The sequence below is a fragment of the Pseudomonas sp. Pmew2 genome (assembly GCF_058129885.1).
Map to the genome: position 1 here is coordinate 3,969,352 of NZ_CM176702.1, position 15,534 is coordinate 3,984,885.

At 58.4% G+C, this 15,534-nt stretch carries 16 protein-coding genes; 1 reads left to right on the forward strand and 15 read right to left on the reverse strand.

The annotated features are described in order from the left end of the window. Positions 1–2: 2 nt before the first annotated feature. The 8 genes from AC4ANK_RS18135 to AC4ANK_RS18170 all read right to left on the reverse strand — a co-directional run bounded on the left by AC4ANK_RS18135 (position 3) and on the right by AC4ANK_RS18170 (position 9,506). The gene (locus AC4ANK_RS18135) at positions 3–533 is read right to left on the reverse strand and encodes a DUF2514 domain-containing protein (protein WP_095179052.1); all 531 of its coding nucleotides are present in this window, start codon (positions 531–533) and stop codon (positions 3–5) included. Continuing rightward, positions 530–1,063, reverse strand: a complete 534-nt coding sequence (locus AC4ANK_RS18140) for a glycoside hydrolase family 19 protein (RefSeq protein WP_058887065.1) — start codon at positions 1,061–1,063, stop codon at positions 530–532. Before AC4ANK_RS18140 ends, AC4ANK_RS18135 begins: the two co-directional genes overlap by 4 nt. Positions 1,064–1,127: 64 nt before the next feature. Then, positions 1,128–2,468 carry a tail fiber domain-containing protein gene (locus AC4ANK_RS18145; protein WP_058887066.1) on the reverse strand — a complete coding sequence of 447 codons (1,341 nt, stop codon included), beginning with the start codon at positions 2,466–2,468 and terminating at the stop codon, positions 1,128–1,130. Between the two features lie 23 nt (positions 2,469–2,491). Continuing rightward, positions 2,492–3,217: a hypothetical protein gene (locus tag AC4ANK_RS18150; RefSeq protein ID WP_460384843.1), complete on the reverse strand. Its 726-nt coding sequence runs from the start codon at positions 3,215–3,217 to the stop codon at positions 2,492–2,494. A gap of 426 nt (positions 3,218–3,643) precedes the next feature. Then, positions 3,644–7,384: a TipJ family phage tail tip protein gene (locus tag AC4ANK_RS18155; RefSeq protein ID WP_460384841.1), complete on the reverse strand. Its 3,741-nt coding sequence runs from the start codon at positions 7,382–7,384 to the stop codon at positions 3,644–3,646. Between the two features lie 54 nt (positions 7,385–7,438). Beyond that, complete coding sequence (locus AC4ANK_RS18160; protein ID WP_058887069.1) at positions 7,439–8,026, reverse strand: tail assembly protein; 588 nt, start codon at positions 8,024–8,026, stop codon at positions 7,439–7,441. After that, the gene (locus tag AC4ANK_RS18165) at positions 8,023–8,805 is read right to left on the reverse strand and encodes a C40 family peptidase (RefSeq protein ID WP_058887070.1); all 783 of its coding nucleotides are present in this window, start codon (positions 8,803–8,805) and stop codon (positions 8,023–8,025) included. The genes AC4ANK_RS18160 and AC4ANK_RS18165 overlap by 4 nt, the downstream gene beginning before the upstream one ends. A gap of 2 nt (positions 8,806–8,807) precedes the next feature. Continuing rightward, positions 8,808–9,506 (reverse strand): phage minor tail protein L, encoded by a 699-nt coding sequence (locus tag AC4ANK_RS18170; RefSeq protein ID WP_003370693.1) that lies wholly within the window; start codon positions 9,504–9,506, stop codon positions 8,808–8,810. A 154-nt stretch (positions 9,507–9,660) separates the two neighbouring features. On the opposite strand from AC4ANK_RS18170, the gene AC4ANK_RS18175 reads away from it, so the two are divergent. After that, positions 9,661–9,915: a hypothetical protein gene (locus tag AC4ANK_RS18175; RefSeq protein WP_081050563.1), complete on the forward strand. Its 255-nt coding sequence runs from the start codon at positions 9,661–9,663 to the stop codon at positions 9,913–9,915. Positions 9,916–10,114: 199 nt separating this feature from the next. On the opposite strand, the gene AC4ANK_RS18180 is transcribed toward AC4ANK_RS18175, so the two are convergent. The 7 genes from AC4ANK_RS18180 to fliN all read right to left on the reverse strand — a co-directional run bounded on the left by AC4ANK_RS18180 (position 10,115) and on the right by fliN (position 15,497). Further along, positions 10,115–11,095: an IS5 family transposase gene (locus AC4ANK_RS18180; RefSeq protein WP_044424202.1), complete on the reverse strand. Its 981-nt coding sequence runs from the start codon at positions 11,093–11,095 to the stop codon at positions 10,115–10,117. A 525-nt stretch (positions 11,096–11,620) separates the two neighbouring features. Continuing rightward, the gene (gene flhB / locus AC4ANK_RS18185; RefSeq protein WP_002554275.1) at positions 11,621–12,757 is read right to left on the reverse strand and encodes a flagellar biosynthesis protein FlhB; all 1,137 of its coding nucleotides are present in this window, start codon (positions 12,755–12,757) and stop codon (positions 11,621–11,623) included. 1 nt (position 12,758) lies between these two features. Further along, complete coding sequence (gene fliR / locus AC4ANK_RS18190) at positions 12,759–13,544, reverse strand: flagellar biosynthetic protein FliR (RefSeq protein ID WP_002554276.1); 786 nt, start codon at positions 13,542–13,544, stop codon at positions 12,759–12,761. A 6-nt stretch (positions 13,545–13,550) separates the two neighbouring features. Next, positions 13,551–13,820, reverse strand: coding sequence for a flagellar biosynthetic protein FliQ (locus AC4ANK_RS18195; RefSeq protein ID WP_002554277.1), 270 nt, complete (start codon positions 13,818–13,820; stop codon positions 13,551–13,553). Between the two features lie 25 nt (positions 13,821–13,845). Further along, a complete protein-coding gene (gene fliP, locus AC4ANK_RS18200) occupies positions 13,846–14,598 on the reverse strand; it encodes a flagellar type III secretion system pore protein FliP (RefSeq protein ID WP_002554278.1) in 753 nt (250 codons plus the stop codon). Next, positions 14,598–15,038, reverse strand: coding sequence for a flagellar biosynthetic protein FliO (gene fliO / locus AC4ANK_RS18205; RefSeq protein WP_002554279.1), 441 nt, complete (start codon positions 15,036–15,038; stop codon positions 14,598–14,600). The genes fliP and fliO overlap by 1 nt, the downstream gene beginning before the upstream one ends. Then, entirely contained in the window at positions 15,039–15,497 is a 459-nt protein-coding gene (gene fliN, locus AC4ANK_RS18210) for a flagellar motor switch protein FliN (protein WP_002554280.1), read from the reverse strand. Positions 15,498–15,534 lie beyond the last annotated feature (37 nt).

The window sequence follows — 15,534 nt, forward strand, 5'->3', positions numbered from 1 at the left end:
GCCTACGGCCTGGCTGAATTGGTGGTACTGGATAGCTCATCGACAAAGCGGTTACACGCCTGCCCTGCTATTTGGGACTGGTCATAATCCTTAGCCAGCTCTCGCGCTCGCGCGTCAGCCCTGCCGAGCAAGTCGGAGAGCACCATTGCGGCGCGGGTGGCTGCCTTGCCTCGCTCGGAAGCTCCGGTATCGCTGGGCACGCAACTTGCCGTGGCTGCCATTTTTCCGGCTTCGATGCGCATGAGCTCACCAGAAGCATCATCGACAGAGCCATCAGTAATCGCAGCGGTCTGGTCTTGTCTTGCATCGTTTGCCACCTGGTTGGCCGCTTTCTGGCGGCGTTGCTCTTCGGTTCGGTAGTCGGTGGTCGTGGTGGCCACCGCTTCGGATTGGGTGCTGACTTCCTCGGCCCACTTCGCCTTCCAGGCCAGATCGGTGACGGTCACGCCGTGCAGGTATGCCCCGTACAACGCACCGGCCAGCGCCAGCAGGATCAGCAGCAGGCCGACCGCCTTCCACGGCAGGGCCTTCACGCCAGCACCTCAAGCGCCCGGGTGTGCAGCGCCTGCCGGTCGGCAAGGCCGTTCGTGCCGCCGTTGATGCGACGGGTGATGGTCAAGAAGTCGCCCTTGTCCGCCAGCGTGTTGAGCGCGGCCCGGTGCCAGAACCACCCCGCCGACATCGCGGCGTGCTGCGCCAGCTCGAGCAATTCGGGATGGTTGATCAGATCCAGGCCCAGCGCTTCGGCGCACTCGGCATAGTTCGCCCGACCAGTGATCTGGATCAGGCCGCGCCCACGGTATTTGGAGCCATCGCCCGGCACGGTATTGCCCAGATCTTTGCGCCCCTCGTACCCCAACTGCTGCGGAGTCGGCCCCCAAATCTCGCGGACGTAACGCAGCTGACCGGACTCATGACCAACCTGGGCGATGAATGCAGCAATGCGCAGCGGGGTCACGATCTGGTACTTGCTCATCGCTGTGTTGAGGACGGGTGCAAAAACGCTGGCTTTCTGGCCGGCGTTCGGGAGGATCTGCAGTAGTTGCTGCGCGGTGATCGGCATCGGTGTTTCTCCAGGCAAAAAAATACCCGCTCAATGGCGGGGTGCGGGTGCTGCTGTTCTGGTGTTATGCGGCGGCAGGTTCTGGGGCTGGTTGAATCGATGCCTTGAGCGCCGCCAGTTCGGCACGCAGCTCTACCGATTCTGAGTGCAGCTCTTTGACAGCGCCCATCAGATCGGTGATCAAGGCCATCGGGTCCAGCTGCTGAATGCGTGCGTTGCCATTTTCGTCGACGCCGTCCTTCTCGCCGGTCACGGCCAGTGGATTTACCGCCTGCGCCTCATGTGCAATCAGGCCTTGATAGGTGGTGCCATCGCCACGAAACACTGCGCCGAACACCTTGCGCTGGTAGGTGACGATTCTGTAAGCGTTGATGCGATCGCGGTACGAAGGCACTTTCGCATCGGCGATGTACTTCTTGAACCGGTAGTCAGACCCGAACAGGGTCATCGTCCCGACGTAGGTGTTGTCGATCCAAACATCAACGTTCGAGCCGGTCCAGTTGTAGTTGTAGACAGTTCCGCCACGACCGGCGCTCAGACCTGCCCTGCACCAGGTGCCTGCTGACTCAAGTCTCCCTGTGATCTGCATCGCACCCTGTAGTGTCAGCACGCCCCCTGCTTGGTTGATCAGCCTGACGTCATAGTCTGCTGTAGTGTTGTTATAATGAAAGTCGATATAGGGAGCGTTGTTGCTGAGTTCCAAGCCGGCAAACGTGGGAGCAGAGGCCGGGCCGATACCTAACGAATTACGCGCTGTAGTCTGGCTGTTGCCGCCGGTGCCGCCTGATGCAATGCTGATCGGGGCAGCAGTCACAGAAAGCGACGAAACCGTAAGCAACCCTTCGTAGCTGTACGTCATTGCTGGCCCGGTGGCTGTATTACCAGCATTCACTGACCGCCAGGTGAACCCGCCAGCACCGCCGCCACGGTTTACAACGAAGTGGCCTTCACCCTGAGAATTAGAGTTCCAGCCCATGTACATGCCTTGCACGTTGTAAAGCGCGCTGGCCTGCTGAACACCGACCTCAGAAAAAATAACCCGTCCGTCCGAGCGGCCAGTGCCGCCCTTGGCTACCGGAAGCGTGTCGTAGTTACCGGTGGTGCCGAGTGCGGCCAGCTGCGTACCGAACTTGTTCACCAGCGCGCGCAAAGCATCCGCTGATTCTTTGACGTAGCCCTGCAGAGGGGCAAGCGCATAGCCGCCCGCGCTGTTGCTTGCGCCTTGGTAGTTCGGCGCGATCGACATCGCCGTGTCGCTGGCGATGTTCGTTACCTCGTACCAGCCACCGTCAGGGCCGCGAAATCCATCGCCTACTCGGCTATTTGCAATGAAGGCCGTACCACTACCGATAACGGCGTTCGAATTTTGGGTAACGGAAACCGTCCCGGCTTTATACCAAGGCATGCGTGCAACTCCAAAAAAGGTGCTTAGTTATAATATCTAGAGACAGGGAACTTACAGACCGGAATAGCAAAGCTTGTCTCATTTACTCCTTGGTAATACCAGTATCCGCCGCCCGCGATTTGAGCGTTTATTTGCAAAACTGGCACGCCGTTAGCGAGCAGGGTAAGCCCCGCGAATTGGACACCATCTGCAAACCACATAACTCCCCGATCTATACTGGAAATGCAGACAAAGTCATCAGCATCGATAGTTAGATTGCTGTTATAAATATCGACCAAATCGCCTTTTTGTAATGTCCAGCCTTTGGCAAACTTACTATATCTGACAATTTTGTCAGAGGACGAAAATACTATGCGCCCACCTTCATCCCGAATATTCATTCCGTAGACCTGGGAGCTTGGCTGATCAGCGAACTTGCAAGAGACGAATTCCATAGAATAATTCTGAAGCGTCCCGCCAGGCCTAACTGCCGACGTCACCAAAAAACCAGTCCAGTTACCGGAACTTCCAGACATGGTGGTATAAACACCCAAGCTTGGATGACTACCACTTATATGCCTGACAAAAATCTGGGGCGGCTCTTGGGTCAGAATTGGCCGGGCGAACACTACAGATCCAAACCCTTCCCTATCGGTATATTGGGAAGTGATAGCGAACTGGCCTCGCTCGGAAAATACCAGCACCTTGTACTTGCTACCGATAATAACCGAGCTTGCCCCATTAACTGCAGAGAAACCATAGTCCACCATCACCCTACCCTCACAACTTCCACTACAGACTCAACAGCATGCTCTATCCATTCATCCCTGAAGCGCCCGCCCACACCGGTAGGGCGTTTTCTGTTGACGTAAGTGAATATTCCAATTCTCGTCCCTCCCAAATCTTTATACGTGGGAACATACCCCCACGCATCGGGGGTGCCAGGTTGACCATAGGAAGCGTATTGTCTAGGGGTAATTAATACGAAGCACTTCGCAGGATCATAGTTAGGAACATCCATTAGAATATAATCACTTCGAACGCCCTCACCGCTTGTGCGAGAGGCTGGAATAACAATCGAAGCCAGCTTTCTAATAGTAAAATCTTCCATCCCTAAAGTCTGAGCATTGCTAGCGTCTCGCACTCGCACTCCATAAGTATCCATCTTTTCTCCGAAATGGTTTATCAGTACGAGATTAAGACGCGGTCAGGCGGCCTACTGCCGTGCGTTCTACAAGGTTGGCGTCATACACATAGAGCCCGCGATTATTAAGCAGAGTCGAACCGTCAGCATCTTGGCTCCGGATATTCACTGCTCCAGTCACAAAGTTGAGATCTAACAAAGGTTCGCCACGCGAGTTCTTTGCCTGGGATGTGATCGACATTCCCGCAATGATTTCTTTGATGAAGGCCGTGTTGATGATCGCGGTGTTGATAAACACCTGCCCGCCTTGCACCACAAACGGCGCAATCATCGTTCCGCTGGCCTCGTCCAGAATTGCGAAGCGCTGCGCAAAAGCAAGTATCTGCGACTCCTGCTGCTGCCCCTCAACACCTATTGCCAGCCCTGCCATGACCGTACGGCCACCGACCGTGGTCGAAGTTTTTATGGTCGTGAGAGATGAAACCTTGCCTCCTAGCGCCGAAACGGTGTTAGTTGCCGTTTCAGCACTGGCGCTCGCCCCGTTGGCTGTCGATTGCGCAGTGGTTACCTGGCGGGACAACGCACCATCAGCGTCCGCTCTTGCTGTTGCCTCGCTCCGGATGGCGGCCTGACTCGCATCGACTGCCGCACTCAGCGTTGTGATCTGCTGAGCAGTGGCCTGCCTGTCAGTCGCAATCGTCGTTTCAACGACGCTGATTTTCGACTCATTGCCGCCGACCCGAGAATCAAGCAGTGTGGTGCGCTGGGCCTGTGCGAAGTCCTGTTCCGTCCTGACTTTCACTTCCTGTGCGTAGCTGGCCGTGCTGTCCCACCCCTTGAGCGCGTCTAGCAGATCGCCTTCCCCACTGTCGGCACGGTACTGAGCCTGCACCGCCTGAAGCTGGCTAGCGGTAACGCTGGTCTTGCCGTCCACCGTACTGATGTCAGCGGTGTTTTTCGTTACCTGAGCTGCCAGAGCGTTGGCGGTTCGGATTGACTGGCCGCTGTTAACCCAGTAGGTCGGGTTCGGCGGAGCATTCGATCCGTTGGCAGCCGCTGGCACCGCCGCGATAGCAGTCCAGAGGTTATCGCCCACGCGCACGGTGTTGTCCCGCACGTAGGCGTCGGTCGCCACGTAGGCCAGCGCGTCGGTGATTTCGCCGATCTCACTTTTCAGCTCGGCAATCCGTTGATTTACCGAGCCATCCCCATCCCCGGATATTTTGCCGAACTCGGAGAACAGCTGCTCACCCAGGGCGGACGCGTTGATCTTGCCGAGGAAATACTGCTCATAAGCGGGCTGGTCAACACTTACCTGTCCGAGCACACCTTTATCTGCTGGGAACCAAGGCCCGACGTTTCCAGACCGATCGACAATACGCGCCCAGAAGAACAGGTTTGTCCCCGGCGTGATGTTTTGCAGTTCGTGACTGGATTGTGGATAGGCAAAATCTGCAAGCTTTGTCGCTTTACTCCGATCATTGATCTTGCTGTTCCATATCTCGGTGCGCTGCGCATCTTCCGCGCCAGGCGGGAAGGTCCACTTCAGGCCTATCCCATAGATCAGCGGGGTGGCAGTCAGCGACGTGACGGCAGGCGGCAAACTGGTCTTGCCCTGCAAGTTCGTGAGCAGCGAGGTGGCCGGCAAGGATGAAACGTTCAAGGCGCTGACAGCGCGCACCCTGGCCATGTACTGACCGGAGTAGATACCCGGCACATCCACCGACTGCTCGCCAGTGCGCGGCACCTTGACCCACTCGCGCGAGCCCCAGCGCCATTCCACGTCGTACGCAACCGCGCCTGGCGCAGCGTCCCAGCTGATGGTCATGTTTGTAACCGCAATGCCCTGCTCGATCACGACGTGCTGGGTCACAAACACTGCGCCCGGCGCAGCCTGTACGCCCACTGGAATGCCGCTGATTGGGCGGATGTCCACGACGGCGCCGAAGTCGATGGCGTCAAACTTGCTCGGTTCGTGCTGGATGCACTCGAGCTGGTACTGGTGCCATTCCGGGCGCGTGATGTTGCGCACCAGAAACTGCATGGTTTTCAGGTCTTCGTATTCGAGTATCCAGCCGCATTCGGCTTCTGGCACTTCGCTGAAGCTGGCCGCCACAGTTACCCGCCGGCCGGCGAGCGAGGTGATAACGCGCGCCTCGGTCTTGCCGCTGGGCAAGTTCACCCGCAGCTTGGCACCGGTCGAAAGATCGATGTCGCGGTCAACGGTGATGACGCGCCCCGCCACCGCGCTGATCCGACCGCCGTTCGCACGACCGGCCAGCATGGGGTCAGCCACGGCAATGATCTGCCCTGTCTTCGGAATGCCGCCGTCCAGGCCAACGCGGAAGGTCGCGGGCCTTGTCTGCATCTGTTCGGTGATCAGAGCGTATTGGCCTGCGCGCTGCGCCTGCCCGAGTGAAGTGCAGCCGTAGGCGTCCACCGACAGCTCGTTGACCGATCCAGATTCGGCCATCGCCACATCATCAAAGACAGGCTCTTTGTCCGTCGCAAAACTCTGGTCAGGGTTGTCCCAGGTCACCATTGCCAGGTTGTGGCGGTCGCGCGCCCGGGTGCCCGAATACTGGATTTCACCGTTGTTCAGGATCTGCGACGGGTTGTAGGTGTAGACCGGGTCGCCTGGCATGTCGGCGTTGAACGTGATCTGGCTGCCATCCCAGGTGCTCATGCCGTGGAAGATGGCCGACAGGTCCTGCAGCACCGCGTAAGCATCCGCCTGCTTTTGCAGGTAGATATTGCAAGTCATCCGGGGGTGCGTGCCGCCCACGCCGTTCGGCACCATCTGGTCGCAATACTGCGCAATGCGGTACAGGTTCCAGCGGTCCACCATCGTGGCATCGATCCGGTGTCCGAGGCCGTAATACGGGTTCAGCGCAATGTCGTAGCACACCCAGGCCGGGTTATTCGTGTAGGCCTCTTTGAACGTACCGTCCCATATCCCGTTGCTGGTACCCGCGCCGGACGTTGCATAGGTCCGCGTCTCCGGGTCGTAGTTGTTCGGCACGCGCACGATGCGCCCGCGCATTAGCACTGCAATCTTGGCGATATCGCCGCCGAACTGCTGGGCGTCATATTCAACGCAGCCCACGGCGGTGAGCGGAAACTCCTGATCGCTGTCTACGACCTCGGCCACCGCCTCGATAAACATGCTGTCCTGAATCAGCGAGCTGTTGGCCTCCGGCGTGATCCGGCGCACGCGCATAGTCCAGCGGCTGCCCGCAGGCAGGTTGATGCGATGACTGCGCTCGTACTTGGTGACGTTCTTGCGGTCTACGGAGTCCGCCAGGACCTGAACAAACGGCCCGCCATCAGTGGCCAGGTCGATCGCGTAATCGATTCGCACGCCGTTTATATTGCCGCTCTGGTCCTGCGACTGGAGTTGTGGCCAGCTGAACCGGATGCGAAGCGCATCCAGCACCGGGTTATTCACGGTGCGCAGGTAAGGTGTAGTGCTGAGCAACTGCTGGTTTACGTCGACTTCGTTGCTGGACTCGGCAATGCCCTCAAGGCGCTGCTGGTTCAGCTCGCCATTGCGGAACTGCCACTTCACGCCCGGAAAATTATCTGTGCCGTCCTCGGCCTCCAAAGGAGTGCCGTCAAGCTTGATTGACCGACGACCGTTCACTGGGCCGACGATCGGCCCCCAGCTCCACAGGTAGACGATGCGCGCGGTGGCAATGGAAGCTGTGCTGTTTAACGCAATCGTCGGCTGCTTCTGTGTGGCCTCGCCGCCCTTGCTCCCGCGAATGCTTCGCGCTGCTACCGCACTTGCCATACCGCCCCCAGAAAAAAGAAAACCCGCCGAAGCGGGTCTGGTGTTACCTGATGATCAAATCTGATCTTGTGTGTAAATGCCGCCCGACTCGACGGCACCGCCGATCTCTCGTTCGCCGTAGAGCACGGGATAGGGGTTGCCCTGGGCAACAGTGGTCACTGCGCCGCCGAAACCGTAGCTGGGGTTGTTGCCGTCATCGTTGTTGTTGCCCACGCTGGCAGTCGTTGTGGGAGAAAGCATCTGCACCACACCACCGAGGCCGACCGCCGCACCCGCGCCAAGCAGACCCATGCCCAGCGCTGTAGTCGTACCGCCAGAGAACAGGCCGCCCACGACGAGCGCCACGCCCAGCACCACCTGGAACAACCCGGCCTGCTTGCTACCTTGGATCAGCGGCACGATGCGGATATCGGTGTTGTCGCTGCCCTGCATATCGAACTCGGCCTCGCCGGCGTTGCGCTTGCCGCAGAAGACGCTGAACACCAAGCCACGCTCTTCGCCGGTCCGCAGAAACTTCTCGAAGCCGGGCTTCATCGCGCAAAGGGCATTCACGGCATCGCGCACGCTGTGCACGTCGATACGGTACTCCCGGCCGAAATGCTTGCGCAGAACGCCGTAGAGCACGATGGTGCGCATGGTCATGGGGTGTATTCCTTGTGGCGCAGGATCAGTTTCACGCGGTTGGCCATCGACCAGCCGTAGACCTCACGGGCAGCCAGGCGACCGGGCATGTGGTGATAGATGAACGGACCAGACCCGCCCAGTGCCGGCGCGTCCTCGCTGTGCAGGCTGGCATCGGCCCCGAGGTAGATCGCGGCGTGGTTCGGGAAGTGACAAGGCCTGCCCACGGTAGGGACCTGGAACACCAGCAGGTCGCCGCGCTGGGGCTGTTCGACCCGGACGAAGCCGCAGGCCTCGTAGTTCTCTTCGTAATGGCTGGGGCTGTCCGGATCTTCCCACCACAGTTCCTTGCGTTCGAAGTTCGGCAGCGGGAGTGAGGCCTCGCGGGCGTACCAGTCGCGGCAGGCCGCCCAGCAATCGAGCAGGCCATGAGAGAAGTCCCGGCCCAGCAAGGGGGCCTGGAAACCGCTCGGCTTGAACCACTGAATGTCACCGACAGGCCAGCTCACAATCGCCCAAGGCAATTCATGCAGCTCACAGCTGACCAGATCGGTCATGCTCGGCGTTGCGGCTCGGTCAGGGTGGCTGTGCACGATGGCCAGCACCTCGCCCCTGTCTTCTGCCGCCGCAGCGTCGTGCTTGTCGATCAGGAAGTGCTGCAGCGGGTTGGTGGCCACATTGCCGCACGGCACGTATTCACGCCCGGCCTCGGTCTTGATCAGCAGCCCGCAGGCCTCGGCCGGGTGTGACTGCTCGGCGTGCGCCCTCATGTCGTCCTGAAGCTTTTGATTGATTCGCATGGTTATCCCTTGGCGATCAGGCTTGCGCCCATGGAGCCGCCGAACCGGCGGGTATTGCCGCGCAACTTGCAGCTGCTCCACCAGCCCCCGCAGCGGTCAAGCGCAGGGTTGTCGGTGGGTTCGTTCTTCTTGTCGAAATACGCGGTGCCTGTGTAGGCGCAAGCCTCCTGCCGGTACTGGCCACGCATCGCCCAGCGGCACAACTTGGTGATCTGCTGGGACGGCAGCTGCTGGCCTTCCATGTCGATGGGGCTGGAAAGCTCGAAGCCGACCGCCGAAAAGTTCTCTTCGGTCTTCTGCTCGATCCTCCAAAGGCTGGTGCGGCTTTGATCTGCGGCATCTGGGTTGCCCCCGTCGAAGTTCGCGGCATCCAGGAAGTGCTTGAAGGTTTCGATCACCTTGAAGTCCGCGCCAGCGAGGTCCTTGAACTGAAGGCAAAGCGCTGACACTGCTCGCGGAATACCCGACAGCTCGTTGGCCAGCCTGAGCTTGGGTGTGGCTGGGCGGCCATCACCACGGATATCTAAACCGGTGACCTCGATCTGGATAGGCGAATACAGCTGGCCCTGCCAGATGATGTCGCCCTCATGCTCATGCCCGTGGAAGCGCCAGAGCGTGGCTCCCAGCCTCGTCGCATCCAGTTCGTACAGGCGAATCTGGTTCCCGGGCTCCAACTTTTGGATGTCCGCGCTGTAAATCATGGTAATTACCTATAAAAAACCCCGTACTTGGCGGGTGATTAGGGTCAAAAATTCCCACACCCACTGTTTATACAACCAGGAATGGATGAAAATCCAGTGGCGACGGTAGGATGCATGCGGTAGCGTCAAAGTTTTAACGGACTATAGGAATCAAATGGCTCTCGTGACTGAAGAGACAGTAATGCATCTGTCCAAGGCCAGAGCGTCGCTTCTGGGCGATGTCGAATGGAACAGGCTTCATGTTCCTGGAGAAAGTGCTCTGGCATCGGGAATTTATCGTTGCGAAGGATGTGGGGATGAAACTATTTCATTAAAAGGCGCATGCCTTCCTTTGCATGATGAACACAAGCATAGAGACGCGCGTAAAGTTCAATGGCGCTTGATAGTTAAAGCACAAACAAAGTTCTAAATAGTTCCTAAAATCCGTCGCGCTTTGCAGCTGAAGACTGAAAAACGACGATATTTATGTAAATGATGACCTAGGGATGCTCCGATCAACTTGCCGCGCAGCGGTGGCAAGCCGTAATTTGCCAGGCACATAGCGCTATTTTTCTGAAAACGGTCTGATGCAGTGTGAGTCGAGCGCGTTTTTCGCTCGGTTTTCCGTGTTAAGCGCGCAACTCACCCAAACCCATTAGTCGCTTTCGAGCCATCCACAGGTTCGACAGGGCGAACAGCGTGGTCAGTTGGGCCGTGTTTTTCATCAGCCCACGAAAGCGTACTTTCACGTAACCAAACTGGCGCTTGATGACCCGAAACGGATGCTCGACCTTGGCGCGTGTCTGCGCTTTGCAGTACTCGATCTTGCGCTTGGCTTTGTACAACAGGCTGCGTTTGTTCAGCTTGGAATACGTGCTGCGCCGCGCCGCGATTTGCCAGATCACGTTACGATTTTCGTGCTCTTCACGCTTCTCGACACCGGTGTAGCCAGCGTCCGCATAGACCGCGTTTTCTTCCCCGTGGAGCAGTTCGGCGACTTGAGTGACATCGGCCACATTGGCCGCAGTGCCATGGACGTGATGAACCAGTCCAGACTCAACGTCAGCGCCGATGTGGGCCTTCATACCGAAGAAATACTGGTTACCCTTCTTTGTCTGATGCATCTCGGGATCACGCTCGCCGTCTTTGTTCTTGGTCGAGCTTGGGGCATGAATAATGGTGGCATCGACGATGGTGCCCTGGCGCAGCGACAGGCCTTTTTCCTGCAAATAACCGTTGATGACCGCGAGGATTGCAGGAGCCAGTTGATGTTTCTCCAGCAGGTGCCGGAAGTTCATGATCGTGGTGTCTTCCGGTATCGGCGCACTCAACGTCAGGCGTGCAAACTGGCGCATGGGGGTGATTTCGTAGAGCGCTTCTTCCATGGCCGGATCACTCAGGGAGAACCAGTTCTGCAGCAGGTGAATGCGCAGCATGGTTTCCAGCGGATAAGGTTTTCTGCCACCGCCGGCCTTGGGGTAGAACGGTTCGATCAGGCCCAGCAGACCTGTCCAGGGGACGACCTGATCCATCTCGGCGAGGAAGCGTTCGCGGCGTGTCTGCTTGCGCTTGCTGGCATATTCGAAATCGGAAAAGCTCATCTGGCTCATGGGAGGCTCGGATCAGGTGGTCAGGCGATTTTCGCATAACCGGGACTTGTTCGGAGATTCCTTAGAGACAGAAGTAATGGGAAACCAGCATACCTTGCGCAGTCAGAAAATCTTCAAGAGCGGACGCAGAGCGTCCAGAACGGCATGCGACGCGGAGCGTCGCACGATAGTTGAGATGATCGCTCCTCACGCTCTGCGTGGGAATCGCACAGAGCGGACGCAGAGCGCCCGGAACGGCATGCGACGCGGAGCGTCGCACGATAGTTGAGATGATCGTTCCTCACGCTCTGCGTGGGAATCGCACAGAGCGGACGCAGAGCGCCCGGAACGGCATGCGACGCGGAGCGTCGCACGATAGTTGAGATGATCGTTCCTCACGCTCCAGCGTGGGAATGCCGTGGGTGACGCTCTGCGTCACAAATCTGCGCCGCACCACACGCCCAAGAGCGGACGCAGAGCTTCAGGAACCGCATACCCATGCGGAGCACGGGTGCGAGGGTGGTCTGCTGGCGACAAAGCAAAGGGCTACGCATCGCGCTGCAGGTCGGGCGGGATCTTGATGTCACCCAGTGGGTCTGGGCGCTTGCCTTGACCGGCGCGGAATTGGCGGATCTGGTAGACATAGGCCAGCACCTGGGCCACGGCCAGATAGAGCCCGGCAGGGATTTCCTGGTCCAGCTCGGTGCTGTAGTAGATGGAGCGGGCCAACGCCGCAGATTCCAGAATCAGTATCTGGTTATGCGCGCCGATTTCGCGAATCTTCAGCGCCACCAGGTCCGTGCCCTTGGCCAGCAACATCGGCGCCCCGCCCTGCTCGGGATCGTATTTCAAGGCTACGGCAAAGTGCGTCGGGTTGGTAATAATGACATCCGCTTCCGGAATCGACGCCATCATCCGCCGCTGGGACATTTCGCGCTGCAACTGGCGAATACGCTGTTTAACCTCGGGGCTGCCCTCGCTGTTCTTATGCTCGTCGCGCACTTCCTGCTTGGTCATCAGCAACTTCTTGTGCGCCTCATACAGTACAAAGGGCACGTCGGCAGCAGCAATGAATATCAGACCACAGGCCATCCAGAAGCTGCTCCAGCCGACCACCAGCAGGCTGTGTATCATCGCCTGTTCCAATGGCTCATGAGCGATGGCCACCAGATCATTGCGCTCGTTGCTCAAGACCACCAGCGCAACGGCGAGGATGATCAAAAACTTGCCGAAGGATTTGAGCAGCTCGACCAGCGCATGCGGTGAAAACATGCGTTTGAGCCCTGCCGCCGGGTTCATCCGGCTGAATTTGGGCATCAGCGATTTGGTTGCGAACAACCAGCCGCCAAGCATGATCGGCCCCACCAGCGCCGCCACCAGCATGGCGATCAGAAACGGCAGCATCACGACCAGCGCGTGCAGGCCGGAGCTGAGCAACGCCTTGCCCATGTATGACTGATCCATGAGCGTTTCGCGGCTGATCGTAAAATTGTCGCGCATCAGCTCGGACATCATCTGCGCAATGCCTGAGCCGAACATCAGCAACCCGCCCGCCCCCATCAGCATGACCACCAGCGTGGTCAGCTCCTTGGAGCGCGCAATCTGCCCATCCGCTCTGGAGTCCTTGACCTTTTTTTCCGTGGGGTCTTCTGTCTTGTCCTGGCCATTCTCGTTTTCTGCCATCTCAACGAGCCCTCACCATGTCGCGCAACGATTGCAGTGCCTGACTGGCAATCGGCTGATACTGATTGAGAATATCGCCCATGCTCATCCACAGGATGACCATGCCCAGCACGAGAGTCAGCGGGAAACCGATCGAGAAGATGTTGAGTTGCGGCGCTGCACGGGTCATGACGCCAAAAGCGATGTTGATGATCAGCAACGCAGTAATAGCAGGTAACACCAGCCTGAGTCCGGAACTCAACGCCCAGCCTAGCCCGTTCGCCAGCTCCCAGAAATTATTGACCAGCAGACCACCACCCACCGGCATCGTGGTGAAGCTTTCGACAAGCACTTCCAACACCACCAGATGGCCGTTCATGGACAAGAACAATAGCGTGACCAGCATGGTAAAAAACTGGCCAATGACAGCCGAAGATACGCCGTTGGTAGGGTCGACCATCGAGGCAAAGCCCATGCCCATCTGCGTCGAGATGATCTGCCCGGCGATCACGAAGATATGGAAAAACATCTGCAGGGACAGCCCCATGCCGGCACCGATGATGATCTGCTCGCCGATCAGCAACAGCCCACTGAGGTCAAGCGCCTGAACCGGCGGCATGGCTGGCAGCGCTGGAGCGACCACCACAGTGATGGCAAATGCGAGGTAAAGACGCACGCGTCGGGGAACCAGCGTGGTGCCGATCACCGGCATGGTCATCAGCAACGCGACGATACGAAACATCGGCAGCATGAAGCTCGCTACCCAGGTACTGATCTGGATATCGGTCAGCGCAAGCATCGGCTGCATGCGGCGCTAGCCGATCAGCGTCGGAATACTGGTGTACAACGACAGCATGTATTCCATGAAAATTTTCAGCAGCCAGGGGCCGATGACAATCAGCGTCACGAGCATGACCAACAGGCGCGGCAGGAAGCTCAGGGTCTGTTCGTTGATCTGCGTGGCCGCCTGAAACATCGCCACCAGCAGACCGCACAACAGGCTCGGCACCACAAGAATCGCGACCAGCACGGTGGTCAGCCACAGCGCCTCGCGAAACAGATCGACAGCTACTTCCGGCGTCATCGGGCAGACTCCTCAGTGAAACGGCTCATACGCCACCAAAACTGCCAGCCAGGGTGCCGACGATCAGCGCCCAGCCATCCACCAGCACGAACAGCATGATCTTGAACGGCAGCGAAATGATCAGCGGCGACAGCATCATCATACCCATCGCCATCAGCACACTGGCCACCACCAGATCGATGATCAGAAACGGAATGAAGATCATGAAGCCGATCTGAAACGCCGTCTTGAGCTCCGAAATCACGAACGCTGGAACCAGAATGGTCAGCGGCGCGGCATCCGGGGTGGGGATGTCGGTACGCTTGGACAGGCGCATGAACAGCTCAAGGTCACTGGTACGGGTTTGCGCCAGCATGAAATCCTTGATCGGCACCTGCGCCTTGGCGACTGCATCCTGTGCAGTGAGCTTTTCAGCCAGGTAAGGCTGCAGCGCATCCTGATTCACACGGTCGAAAACCGGCGCCATGATGAACATGGTCAGAAACAGCGCCATGCCCGTCAGGATCTGGTTGGAAGGTGTCTGCTGCAAACCGAGGGCCTGACGCAGAATCGAGAAGACGATGATGATCCGGGTGAAACTGGTCATTAGCATGACAAACGCCGGAATGAAGCTCAGCGCAGTCATGATCAGCAGGATCTGCAGACTGACCGAATACTCCTGCTGACCATCCGCACCATTGGACAGCGTGATCGCCGGTATCGATAGCGGATCGGCTGCCAGTACAGCAGGCGTCACCATGACCAGCAACAGCAGTATCACGAAACGCAGCGCGCCCATCACTTCTTGTCCTTATCCTTGCCCATCAGCTCCATCAGGCGCTGAGCGAATTCAGGGGTCGCCTGCTCACGCACTGGCACCTGTACCGGTTCCTTGAGCACATGCAGGGGCGTGATCCGCCCTGGCGTGATACCCAGCAAGATCTGTTCACTGCCGATCTGCACCAGCACCAACCGATCACGCGGACCGAGCGCGCGCGAACTCACCAATTCGATGACCTGACCATTGTTCGGCCCCACGCGCTGCACGCGGCGCATCAGCCATGCGAGCACGAAAATCAGACCGATCACCAATATCAGACCGAACAGCAGCTGCACCAACTGCCCGCCCATACCGCCGGATACCGTATTGGCTACCTGCGCAGGTGCGGCCTGAGCAGCGGGCTCGGCAGCCCAGGCCAGCGACGGCAGGGTTAGCAGAACACTTAGCCAGCGCCTCATTTAGCGCAGCTTCTTGATGCGTTCGCTCGGGCTGATCACGTCGGTCAGACGGATGCCGAACTTCTCGTTGACCACCACCACCTCGCCATGCGCGATGAGCGTGCCGTTGACCAGCACATCCAGCGGTTCGCCAGCCAGGCGATCCAGCTCGATCACCGAGCCCTGGTTGAGCTGCAACAAGTTACGAATATTGATATCGGTGCTGCCCACTTCCATGGAGATCGACACCGGAATGTCGAGAATCACATCCAGGTTGGGACCGTCCAGAGAAACCGGACCCGTGCTTTTCGGCACGCTGCCGAACTCTTCCATGGTCATCCGGCTACCCGAATTCCCCGCATCCGCCGCCAGCAACGCATCGATATCAGCCTGACTGTCGCCAGCTTCGCCCAATGCAGCAGCCCACTCGTCGGCCAACGCCTGATCTTCAGCAGACGTCATATCGTTTTCATCAGCCATCAGTTGTCCTCTGCACGCAGTATTTCAGTTACGCAAC